Source organism: Peptoniphilus sp. Marseille-Q6390, from assembly GCF_965119475.1.
Genome location: NZ_CBCPLS010000002.1, coordinates 271,897 through 283,909 on the forward strand (window position 1 = coordinate 271,897; position 12,013 = coordinate 283,909).

The window sequence follows — 12,013 nt, forward strand, 5'->3', positions numbered from 1 at the left end:
GTAAAAGCAAAAATATAAAGTATATAGGCTTAAAGGTGGTGTGATATGAAAATTATTATTTCCAATGACTCTGGCCTTCCGATTTACGAGCAGATAAAAAATCAAATCAAGGCTCAAATTGTTGCTGGAGAATTAAAAGCTGACGAAGATCTTCCTGGTATGAGGACTCTTGCCAGCGACTTAAAGGTCTCTGTCATTACAACAAAGCGTGCCTACAATGACTTGGAGCAAGAGGGATATATTTACTCCATGCCAGGCAAGGGTTCTTTTGTAAAAAAATTAAATGAAGAAGTTGTAAGAGAGAATGCTCTTTCAGAGATAGAAAAATATTTTACTGACGCAATGACTGTTGCCAAGGCTGCAGGCATTGAAATAGAAGAATTACAAGAAATTTTAAAGACATTAGATGAGGTGGGTGAAGTATGAAAGCAATCGAAATAAAAAATTTGAGAAAAGAATTTAAGGACTTTGACCTTGATATAGAAAATTTAGAAATTCCAGAAGGAGCAGTTCTAGGACTAATTGGAGAGAACGGTGCAGGCAAGACAACACTTTTAAAATGCATCTTGGACCTCTATAGGTATGATGGAGACATAAAAGTTTTTGGAGAAAAAATCCACAAGGAGTCCTTCGAGAAAATTGGGGCAGTGATACCTGACTCCTTCTTCAATGATACTTTTAAGATTAAAGACGTTGTTGATATTTTAAAAGTTGCCTACAAAAATTTTGATGAAGAAATGTTTTATGATTGTGAAGATAAATTTAAGATGCCAAGGGACAAGAAGTTAAATGAACTCTCCACAGGTAACCTAATGAAGCTGAAAATTATTTCTGCAATTTGTCACGACCCTGATCTCTTGATCCTTGATGAACCAACATCGGGCCTCGACCCAGTTATTCGTGACGAGATTATAGGATTTTTATTTGACTACATCAAGGATGGGGACAAGACAATTTTATTCTCATCACACATCTTGTCTGACATAGAAAAAATTGCTGACTATATAATTTATATCCACGAGGGAAGAGTTATCTTATACGATGAAAAGGACTCCCTAATAGAAAAATATGGAATTTTAAAAACTTCTGAAGAAAATTTAAAAAATTATGGAGACTTTATTTTAAAGACAAGAAAAAATAAATACTCAACAGAAGCACTTATAAAAAACGTCCAAGTTTTCAAAGAATTTTATCCAAATGAAGTTGTTGACAGGGCAAATGTGGAGGACATAATGATATTTTTATCAAGAGGTGGACAATGAAAGCAGTTTTATATAATGACTTTAAACTTGTAAAGAATATTGCCCTTCCACTTGTAATTGTTATTGGAGCAATCCTAGCTTTGAGTGTTGTGATTACAGGGGAAAAATCTGAGCAATTTTTTATACAATGGTCATTTATTATGGTCTTTACTTTGAGGTCACAAGTTGTATTTGGAGATAATTTCAAAGATTTTCAAAAGTTCATGACCATGCCAAGCTCTTTGGAAGATTACTCTCTTGCCAAGAATATAAAAAATCTAATAGTGTTTCTTATTACTAGTCTTGTATTCTTAATTGGATTAATTACTAGCGCTGACGAAGACAGACTTATTTTAAATATGTATGTCAACATCCTAATAGCCTTGGACTTTTTGTCCCTTAGCTTTAGTCACCTAATTTTTACAAAATACAAAAAGAGCTTAGTGTCATTACTATACGGCTTATTGATTGTTGGTTTCGGTTTTATTTTTGGAATGATTTACATGACAAATTATGAAACATTAATTAGATACAGGCCAATATTTATAGGAGGAACAATAATAATTTGCATCTTGTCTTTTAGCTTAGACTACAAATATTCTACAAAATTTTTAAGGGAGAAGGAGATAGTATGAAAGCAGTATTAATAAATGACTTTAAACTTGTAAAGAATATTGTCCTACCAATTGTTATATTTATTACTGCCATACTTTTTATAGGTTTTTTGATAACAGGACAAGCTTTCAACAAGTTTTTTATCCAATGGACTCTTACAATGATCTTTATCATTAGGGCACAAAGTGTTTTTGGAGATAACTTCAAAGATTTTCAAAAGTTCATGACTATGCCAATATCTATTGAGGACTATTCTCTTGCCAAGATAATAAAAAACCTAATTATCTTTGTAATTACTTCCCTTGTTTTATTAATGGGATTAATTCTTAGTAATGAGGAAGATAAAAATATTATCATAGACATTTATACGAGCCTATTTATAGCCCTAGACTTTATGGCACTTAGTCTTACCCACATTGTTTTTACAAGATATCAAAGGGGATCCATAGTATTCCTTTATACCTTAATTGGAATAATTTTTGGAGCAGGCTTGGCTTTTATTTACTCAAGCTTCTATGAAAGCTTCATGATTTACAGACCGATATGTATAGGAGTCTCAATAATAATTTGCATATTGTCCTTTAGCTTGGACCATAAATATTCAACAAAATATTTGAGGGAGAGGGGGATAGTATGAAAATTCTTTTAAAAAATGATTTTAAAATTAGAAAAAAATTTATTATTGTTTATCTCATATTTATTACAATGATTTTTGCAATTAAGAGCCTAGGACTTTTTACGAAAGAATTTAGCTTCTTTGCGGAAAAGCCCTTTGCCCTACTTTTTCTAGTAGCTATCCTATTACATTATGCCTTATACGTAATATCTAGTGAAGGTATGATAATTGATAAGAGCAAGCCCTACCTTTTGACTCTTGGTGCATCAAGGGCTGACATAATAAATGTAAAGTTCTTGAAGGTATTAAGTATATTTATAATAGATTCACTTTTAATGACTTACATCTTGCAAAATGTTGAAATAAATGGTCTTGAATTTAAGGTTGGATTTTTTGTTACATTGTATGTGATGGCATACTACCTTATAAGTATCCCTATCTATCTTTACTTTGGACAAACAAGTGGTGTGGGAACAATATTTACAAGTTCACCTGCCTTTCTTCCCCTCTTAGATAAGCTTGGAAGGAATCCCGCAGGATTTTTCCTTGGCATAATAAAAAGAACAAGTTCTCTTAAATTGACTTTATTCTTGCTTGCCTTTGTCGCAGCAATTTATATCATTGCTCGAATAATAGGAGAGAGAAAAGATTATTAATAGAGAAAGACTTTTGAAGTCCCACTTCAAGAGTCTTTTTTTCTTAATTAAATTTAAATGAAAGAAAATAAAAAAATATTATCATCACACTTTCATTTGTCATGCAATGTGATAGAATAAAAAATGTATTTTATATGAGGAGGAAAAAATGGAAACAAATTCAAGTTTTTTAGAAAGAACATTTTCTCTCAATGAGAGAAAGACTAATGCCAAAACAGAATTTTTGGCAGGACTTACAACTTTTATGACAATGTCATATATTCTTGTTGTTAATCCAAACATGTTATCTGAAACTGGAATGGACAAGGGTGGAGTTTTCACTGCGACCATAGTTGCTTCAATTATTGCAATGCTCTTTATGGGGTTATTTGCAAACTTGCCCTTCGCACTTTCAGCAGGAATGGGACTTAATGCTTTCTTCACTTACACAGTTGTATTAAGTATGGGTCACGATTGGTCCTACGCCTTAACGGCAGTATTCTTAGAAGGTATCATCTTTATAGTGATGAGCTTCTTCAACATTCGTGAAGCAATATTTACTTCAATACCAATGTCACTTAAGAATGCAGTATCTGTTGGTATAGGATTATTTATAACCCTAGTTGGGCTTATTTCAGCAGGAGTTATAGTAAATAATGACGCAACTTTAATTTCTCTTGGCGAAATTGCATCAAGACCATCTCTTGTTTTTATAGTATCACTTATGGTCATGGCACTTTTGACAGCAAAAAATGTCAAGGGAGCACTTTTATATGGAATTATAACAGGAACTGTACTTGCTCTTATCTTGGGAGTTAGTCACTTACCCGGAGGAATGTTATTCTCACTTCCACCATCACTTAGCCCTGTTGCCTTTAAACTTCACTGGGGAGATTTATTTACCTTTGATATGTTTTCAGTAATGTTTACATTTTTATTTGTAGACTTATTTGATACAGTGGGAACCTTAACTGGAGTTGCCACAAAGGCAGGCTTAATCGACGAAGATGGAAACCTTCCAGGAGTTGGTCGTGCACTTTTATCTGATGCCATTGGTACAGTTGTGGGAGCACTCTTGGGAACATCTACAGTTACAACTTTTGTTGAATCAGCATCAGGTGTTGCAGATGGAGGAAGAACTGGACTTACATCACTATCTTGTGCCTTCTTCTTCTTTGTATCCCTATTTTTATTCCCGATTTTTTCAATTGTGCCAGCACAAGCAACATCAGCTGCTCTTGTAATGGTAGGACTTTTTATGATTAGTCCAATTAATCAAATAAAATTAGATGACTACACAGAATCAGTTCCAGCCTTTTTGACAATGGTTACAATGCCCTTTGCATATTCAATTGCAGAAGGTATTTCTGTGGGAATGATCTCTTATGTAATCTTAAAAGTAGCAACAGGACGTGGAAAAGAAGTTTCACCTGTAATGTATTTATTGGCTCTTATCTTTACACTAAGATACCTAAGACCAATCTTACCTTTATAAGAAATTTATAGTAAATTTTTAGGACTTCAAAAATTATTTTGGAGTCCTATTTTTTTTACGAGTGATTTTAAATTAATGAGTGAAAAATTTTTATAAGCTAATGACTAATGATAAAGTTGTAAGCTTTTATAAAGTCATAATTATTCATGAAGTTATAAATTATTATAAAGTCCTACTTTTTTGCAAAGTTATAAAGTTTTATAAAGTCCTTTGATTTTAAATTTTTATAAGTAGAGCTTAGCAAAAATTTTTTATTAGTTTTTCATGACAGCATACATTTAAAAAAGCCTCATTTATTGAATTGTTAAGGCCCCTTTAGTATAATTATAAATATATTAAGGGGGCGTTCTTATGAAAAAAATGTTTTTATACATTCTTATGACTTTCACTCTTTTTGTAAATGTATTTGCAGCTGAAGACATCCAAGTTGTCCTAGAACAACCTGGTTTATCTCAGGCCAAGAGTGGCGATAATCTGAAGTATAATTTAATTGTAAATTTGCCAAGAGACTACAAGGAAAAGTATTCATCTTTTTCTGTAACTCTCTTGTTTGATAAGGCACTTGAAGTCAAAGAAACAAGACTAATTGACGAGAAGGAAGTGGCAGGTAAGCTAGACATTAGGGAAACTTCCATTAAGGGAAAGGACCAAAGCATTGTTACAATTAATGCCAACGACCTTTCTGTTATCAAGGGCGATAGGCTAAACCTAGAAATCTCTACTAGGGTAAAGAGCGATGTTGGATCAAGTTCCAACTTGAAAAACTCCTTTGTCTTATCCTATGTGGACAAGGAAGGAGCTACTAAAAGTGACCAAAAAAATCTTGAGTCATCAACAAAAACTCAAAATGGCGTTTTGACTATCAAGGACCTTTATGATGGAGCAAGTGAAATCCAAGGCACAACAGAAAAAAATGCTGACTTAAGACTTGCCATTGATAAAAAACTTGTTGCCACTACTAAGGCTGATGAAAAGGGAAACTTTATCTTTGAAGGTCTTGATTTAAAAGAAGGATCTTTACTTAGGATAGTTGCGACTACAAAGGACAAGGAAGCAAGCCTTGATTACATGGTAAAGGCTAAGCTTGAGGCTAAAAAATCAACAGAACTTGTCAACGAAAACAACGATGAACTAGAAACTTATAGCACAATAAAAACTCTTGAAAAGTTAACAGACTATGTGGATTTTGCGAAAAATCTTTCAACTGCCAAGGCAGGCATCCAAAATGAAAGAAGAATTCGTGCAGCAATTGCCTCAGCTGAGTATATTGTAGTTAAAAGTGAAGTTTCAACTGATGAAATAAATAAGTCACTTGCAGAACTTCAAAAGTCTATAGACCTTATTAGACTTCCATATATGTCAGGTATATCTAGTGATAAGTTCGCTCCAAACGAAAAAATAACAAGGGCAGAGGCTGCCTCAGTTTTAAAGAGATTAATTGACGATAAGGCCAAGGCCAATGGAGAGTCTTCCTTTAGCGACTTGAAGGAGGGCCAATGGTTCTACGATAACATTGTCTTTATAGAAAAACGAGGACTAATTTCTGGTTATGAAGATGGAACTTTTAAACCAAATGAGCCAATGACTAGGGCACAATTTGCCAGCATGATGGCAAATTATTTGAAATTAAATGTGGGCAAGCACCCAATTGATTTCAAGGACGTAAAGGAAAATTATTGGGCAAGTGAGGCTATAAATGCCTTGTCAAGTCATGGAATTATGGTTGGAAAGTCAAAAAATGAATTTAAACCAAATGATAAGATCACAAGGGCAGAAGCTGCCACAATTTTTAACAAGATTTTAGATAGGAAGATTAACAAGTCTTTCTTAGATAAATATTCAAAGAACCCATTTAAAGATTTAAATAGAAATCACTGGGCTTATTATCAAGTTATAGAAATTACAGCAAAGTAAATAGAAAGGAAGAAAAAATGTCAGATATTAAATTAAGATTTGCACCATCACCAACAGGTTACCTTCACATTGGAGGTTTGAGAACAGCTCTTTACAATTACTTATTCGCAAAGAAAAATGGCGGCAAATTTGTTTTGAGAATTGAAGATACAGACAGGACAAGATATGTTGAAGGTGCTATTGAAAACCTAATTGAATCCCTTGAATGGGCAGGCATAACTCATGATGAGGGTGTCGTAGTTAAGGACGGTAAGCTAGCAGAAGTTGGCGACTGTGGACCTTACATCCAATCAGAAAGATTAGATATCTACAAAAAATATGTTGATAAATTAATTGAAGATGGCCACGCTTACTACTGCTTCTGCTCCAAGGACAGATTAGATCATCTTAGAGAAGAACAAAGAATTAAGGGTAAGGTACCTAAGTATGACGGACTTTGTCGTGGAATTCCTCTTGAAGAAGCTAAGAAGAGAATTGCAGCTGGCGAAGATTATGTTGTAAGACTTAAACTTCCAAAGAACAAGGACATCACTTTCAATGACGCAGTTCGTGGAAAAGTTACAATTAACACAGACGAAATTGACGACCAAGTTTTAATGAAGTCAGATGGTTTCCCAACTTACCATATGGCTGTAATTGTTGACGACCACCTAATGGGAATCACTCACATTGTTAGAGGGGAAGAATGGCTTCCATCAACTCCAAAGCACGTTTATCTTTATGAATGTCTTGGTTGGGAGGCACCAGAATTTGTCCACCTTCCAACAGTTTTAAATAAGGACAGGAAAAAACTTTCTAAGAGACAGGGAGATGTTTCTGTAGAAGACTTTAAGAAGAGGGGTTACCTACCAGAAGGAATTGTAAACTACCTTGCACTTGTTGGCTGGTCTCCAGAAGATGGAGAAGAAATTATGTCCCTAGACGAGTTAGTAGAAAAATTCTCCTTCGACAGGGTAGGAAAGTCTGGAGGAATCTTTGACACAGACAAGTTAAACTGGGTTAACTCTCATTATATGAAGTCCTATGACCTAGAAAAACTTGCTGAACTTGCTATTCCATTTGTAACTGAATCAGGACTCTTAAGTGAAGAAGAAATTAGAAACAACTTTGAATGGTACAAGATCTTAATTGACACAGTGAGAGAAGCTTGTGACAAGTTAGAAGATATTCCAGGACACATTAAGTTCTTATTTGGCGACATTGAAATCACAGAAGATGCCGCAAAAGGAGAATTAGCACAAGAACACGTGCCAGGACTCCTTGACTCCTTTATAAAGATTGTAAAATCACACGACGAGATTGACATGGAAACTGCTAAGGGACTAATGAAGGAAGTTCAAAAGGACTCTGGAGTAAAGGGCAAGCAACTTTACATGCCAGTAAGAGCTGCAATATCTGGAAATGTTCACGGACCAGAAATGCAAAATATACTTTACCTATTAGGAAAAGATAAACTAATTGAAAGAGCAGAAAAAATAAAAAATTCACTTTAATAAAAAAGTAGGACTAGTCATAGAGATTAGTCCTATTTTTATTTTAAGCTTAAGATAAAATCCTTTAAGAAAATAATTTTAAATATTTTAATGGTAGATAATTTTTAATTTAATATACTATAATATTAGTACAAATAATTTCTAGGTGGGGTTATAGTTGACAAAAAACATAAAAAAATTTTTACAAATAATTCTTTGGCAGTATCCTAAAAGATCGAATATAATTTATAGGATTTTAATTCATGCCTTTATAATTTTTTTAAGTTTGGGTTGGGTTTATATTTTTACTGATAATATAAATACTATTTTTATTAAAGTTCTTCTTATTATCTATACTTATCTTAGTTTTTTATCTTTTTTACCCAGCCTATTTATCCTTGGAAGTCTAGATGAGAAAAGTGGAAAGTTTTTATTTATTGTGTATATATTATTTTCTTATATACTGGCCTTTGTCAGCCTATTTGTTTTAATCTATTTAATAAAAAAGGACTTAGCATAATTTAAAAATTAATAATCTTGCTTTTGTCTATAAATGATTTATGGCAATAAAAAGAGGACTGAAAATAAAATCAGTCCTCTTATTTTTTTAATTTTGTGAGAATTTGGAATTATTTTAAAAGTCCAAATTCATAGTCCCTGTCTCTGAAGTATTTTATAACTTCTGATAGGGAGTCGGCTGTTAGTTGTTTGTTCATTGCATCGTGGGAAAGAACAACTGCAATTTTTGTGTTCTTATTTTCGTTAAGTGACTTGTCAAGATATTCTACTTGACCTTGGATTGTTGTTGGTCTCACAGATTTTTTCTCTGCATCACCAACAAGGCAGTTCCAATCAATCCAATTTATATCTTTTGATGCTAGATAAGAATTGCAAGCCTCTGTGTTGTTCCATGACATTTCGCCGCCTGGATACCTAAAGACCTTAGAATGAAAATCATCGCCTAAAATATTTTGAAGTCTTTCATTAGTCTTTTCTATTTCATCATAAACTCTTTCAACATTTACAGTTCTTCCTGGGTAGAGGTAGTCGTAGTCGTGGGTGAAGGAGTGAGTGGCAATGGCATTACCATTTGCTAGAATTTCTCTTACACGTCCTGCAGTCTTGTCGCCAATAGACTTGCCAACAAGGAAGAAGGTTGCACGAGCATTTTCCTTCTTTAAAATGTTTAGAACTTGTGGAGTGATTTCGTTATTAGGTCCATCGTCAAAGGTCAAGAATACAATTTTCTTTTCTCCCTTGTAGTTTTGGTGGACTGTGAAGTCACGAATTTTTTTTGCGTCGTAGGCATACTTATCAACCTTCTTTAGGTGGTTGGATCCCTTGACTATAAATTCATCTTCCATTTTACTTAATTTGTCCAAGGCAACATTGGAGATGTATTCTTTTTCATAAAAGATTTGCCTTGGCCTGTCCTTGTAAATTTCATTTGTGTAGTACCACATTAGGGCAGGTGAAACTTCTGTGTCTTTTGAATGTTTTATTCCAGAAAAGATTTTTGAAAATATAAAAATAAGTACTAAGACAAAAATTGAAATTGAAATAGTTTGTCTAATTCTCTTCTTTCTTCTAGCCTTTTGTCTTCTTAATCTTTTTTTTCTTTCGTAGCTTGTTTGGGTCATAAAAAACCTCCCATTGATAATATACATCAGTGGGAGGTAAGATGCAATTACAAAAGAATTACAATTACTTCATTGAGTTATAGATTAAATATAGGATTTCTTCAAGGGTCATTTCTTTGTTAGGATCTATGTCGCCATCAATATAGCCGAAGCCCCTGGCGATTATATAATAAGATTCGTAGTCACCCAAGGATTTTTGATTTTTAAAGATGTCCTCTTTAAAAATTCCCTTGGCTTTTGTAAATTTTTCAAGATTATTTTTTGTCACAAGAGTCTTAACGACATCCTTTTCTAAAATATTTTTGTCCTTTAATTTTTCAAGGTCAAGTCCAAAATTATCCATGTAGGAGGAGTTCATCCCATTAGGGCCATTTAAAAGTTTAACAAAATCTTGGTAAGTTATCTTGTCTGAAAGATTTCTTCCTATTAAACCAATTTCCATATCTTTTAAGAAGAGGATGGCATTCTTATTCCTTGCCTTATTAAGGTCAGGATAAGTTATTTGTTCCTTAAAGTTAATAATCTCGCCATTATAGTCTCTAAGAATTTTATCTTGACCAATGACTGGGTCAAAGTCCCTTATATTTCCGTAGAAAAGTTTAGGTCCCTTGTCAGTAATAACATATTTTAAGCCAAAGTTCTTAGAAGATAAGAAAATCTTGTTGGCCTCTTCTTGGGTCAAAGTATTTTCACTTGCCTTGGAGAAATCAACTTTTGAAAAAGTTCTCTCGTAGGAAGAAATTTTCTTATCTTGGTCCACAAAGATATTCACACCTTCCTTTAGGAGTGGAAGATTATTTACATATCTTGGGATGTAAATAGCAGTTCCCATCTTAGAAGAGTCAATTGAAATTTTATCTAGTTTGAGTTCAGTCTTGTCTCCATATTTTTCTAAGAAGCCTAGAGCAAGTTTCTTGGCATCTTCTTCTTTGATTTTATTATTGTAAACTTTTCTATCAGACCATAAATCTAGAGAAACAAGATTTAAGTTCTTGGCATTAAGAGTGATGTTGCCATAATTTTTATCTTTTTCTAAATTTATATTGTAATAGTAATTGTCCTTGTCAGAGTTTAAAGAGATTGATGTAACTTGATAGCCATCGCCAGCAATTTCATAGGCTCTTTTCTTGGCTTGAGATTTTTTCTTTAAGTCCTTTAAGCCGTCAATCTTTTTAATCTCTACATCAGTTAGACCTTCAGCATCAGCAGCTTTATCCATTTCATAAGGCATAAATCCTAAATTATTATTTTTTACAAGCTTCCCATCTTCTGCATCTATATCAAAAATTTCTGAATGATAGACCTTCTCTACAGATTTGCCATCATTAGAAATCTTGTAGGAAAGCCTAAGTGGAAATTTTTCTGCAAATATTTTTTCTGCTTCTTCCTGACTTAACTTGGACTTGTCTGGAAATTCCTTGTCACTTAAGAAGGATGTGGCAGGTCCAAAGTCGGAGGTAAGTCCCATCTCTCTTATTTCTTTAGAAGTAAGAGAAATATTTACATAAAGTGAATCTGATGCAAATGGTATTCCATTGACTAGTCTCTCATAAAATAAACTTAATTCCTTTCCATCGTCTAGGAGAGTGAAATCTTTTAATTTATATTTTTTGTCAAAGTCAGGAATAAGTTTAGCCAATTTTTCTTCTGCAATGTTTTGTGCTTGATCTTTTGAAATTTTTTCAGAATTTTTATTGCTATCTTGATCCTTGCTCCATTTTGAATAAGAGTAGAAGTCGCCATCACTTGTATAGGCAACTTGAAGACTTCCCAATTTTTCGTCAGACCATTGGTAGGAGTCAATGGTTTTGTTCTTTGCTTTTTTATTCAAATAATAAGTAGACACTTTGTCAGAATTTATTGGTTCCTTAATCAAATTAAAATCTTCATAGGCCTCTGTAATATTAAATTTTTCTTTTATATCCTCAACTTTTTCTTTTTCTTTCTTCGTTATGTCAACTGACAATGCCTCATCAGTTGGATTGTAGTTAGCCTTTTCAACTGAAGCCATAACAGGTCCAACAAGAAGGGCAAGGGAGAGGGCATAAATTATTTTCTTTTTCATAATTATCTCCTTATTAAATCATTAAAGTATTTATGTAAAAAAAGAAGAGGCTCCTGCCTCTTCAAAATTAAGCTTTAGATTAAGCTTCTGCTTCTTCTTTGCTATCTTCATTAAGAGCAGCTACAAGCATATTGGGATCTATACCATGAACCATTGCAGCTTCTTCAAGACTTTCCATTTGAGAAGATGGGCACATGATGCATCCCATTCCAAAACTCATTAGGGTACCAATTGATTCAGGTTTTTCTGCAAGAATTTGTCCGATTAACATATCTTTTTTAATTTTCATTTTCTAACACCTCCCTAATTAATATACCCAA

The 12,013-nt window shown here is 33.3% G+C and carries 11 protein-coding genes; 8 read left to right on the forward strand and 3 right to left on the reverse strand.

Going from position 1 to position 12,013, the window contains the following annotated elements:
- The first annotated feature begins 45 nt into the window (after positions 1–45).
- From ACWPVO_RS07240 to gltX, 8 genes are all read left to right on the forward strand, one after another.
- Positions 46–426: a GntR family transcriptional regulator gene (locus tag ACWPVO_RS07240; RefSeq protein WP_060800470.1), complete on the forward strand. Its 381-nt coding sequence runs from the start codon at positions 46–48 to the stop codon at positions 424–426.
- Complete coding sequence (locus ACWPVO_RS07245) at positions 423–1,262, forward strand: ABC transporter ATP-binding protein (protein ID WP_454207496.1); 840 nt, start codon at positions 423–425, stop codon at positions 1,260–1,262. The genes ACWPVO_RS07240 and ACWPVO_RS07245 overlap by 4 nt, the downstream gene beginning before the upstream one ends.
- Positions 1,259–1,876, forward strand: a complete 618-nt coding sequence (locus ACWPVO_RS07250; protein WP_454207498.1) for a hypothetical protein — start codon at positions 1,259–1,261, stop codon at positions 1,874–1,876. The genes ACWPVO_RS07245 and ACWPVO_RS07250 overlap by 4 nt, the downstream gene beginning before the upstream one ends.
- Positions 1,873–2,493 carry an ABC-2 transporter permease gene (locus ACWPVO_RS07255; protein WP_454207500.1) on the forward strand — a complete coding sequence of 207 codons (621 nt, stop codon included), beginning with the start codon at positions 1,873–1,875 and terminating at the stop codon, positions 2,491–2,493. The genes ACWPVO_RS07250 and ACWPVO_RS07255 overlap by 4 nt, the downstream gene beginning before the upstream one ends.
- Positions 2,490–3,128 (forward strand): hypothetical protein, encoded by a 639-nt coding sequence (locus ACWPVO_RS07260; protein WP_454207502.1) that lies wholly within the window; start codon positions 2,490–2,492, stop codon positions 3,126–3,128. Before ACWPVO_RS07255 ends, ACWPVO_RS07260 begins: the two co-directional genes overlap by 4 nt.
- Positions 3,129–3,276: 148 nt before the next feature.
- Positions 3,277–4,602 (forward strand): NCS2 family permease, encoded by a 1,326-nt coding sequence (locus ACWPVO_RS07265; RefSeq protein ID WP_005957948.1) that lies wholly within the window; start codon positions 3,277–3,279, stop codon positions 4,600–4,602.
- A 351-nt stretch (positions 4,603–4,953) separates the two neighbouring features.
- Positions 4,954–6,516: an S-layer homology domain-containing protein gene (locus ACWPVO_RS07270; protein WP_454207504.1), complete on the forward strand. Its 1,563-nt coding sequence runs from the start codon at positions 4,954–4,956 to the stop codon at positions 6,514–6,516.
- 17 nt (positions 6,517–6,533) lie between these two features.
- Positions 6,534–8,009 (forward strand): glutamate--tRNA ligase, encoded by a 1,476-nt coding sequence (gene gltX, locus ACWPVO_RS07275; RefSeq protein ID WP_454207506.1) that lies wholly within the window; start codon positions 6,534–6,536, stop codon positions 8,007–8,009.
- Positions 8,010–8,617: 608 nt separating this feature from the next.
- On the opposite strand, the gene ACWPVO_RS07280 is transcribed toward gltX, so the two are convergent.
- The 3 genes from ACWPVO_RS07280 to ACWPVO_RS07290 all read right to left on the reverse strand — a co-directional run bounded on the left by ACWPVO_RS07280 (position 8,618) and on the right by ACWPVO_RS07290 (position 11,982).
- The gene (locus ACWPVO_RS07280; RefSeq protein WP_454207508.1) at positions 8,618–9,628 is read right to left on the reverse strand and encodes a polysaccharide deacetylase family protein; all 1,011 of its coding nucleotides are present in this window, start codon (positions 9,626–9,628) and stop codon (positions 8,618–8,620) included.
- Positions 9,629–9,692: 64 nt separating this feature from the next.
- A complete protein-coding gene (locus ACWPVO_RS07285; RefSeq protein WP_454207510.1) occupies positions 9,693–11,693 on the reverse strand; it encodes a YcdB/YcdC domain-containing protein in 2,001 nt (666 codons plus the stop codon).
- 79 nt (positions 11,694–11,772) lie between these two features.
- Positions 11,773–11,982 (reverse strand): DUF1858 domain-containing protein, encoded by a 210-nt coding sequence (locus ACWPVO_RS07290; protein WP_454207512.1) that lies wholly within the window; start codon positions 11,980–11,982, stop codon positions 11,773–11,775.
- Positions 11,983–12,013 lie beyond the last annotated feature (31 nt).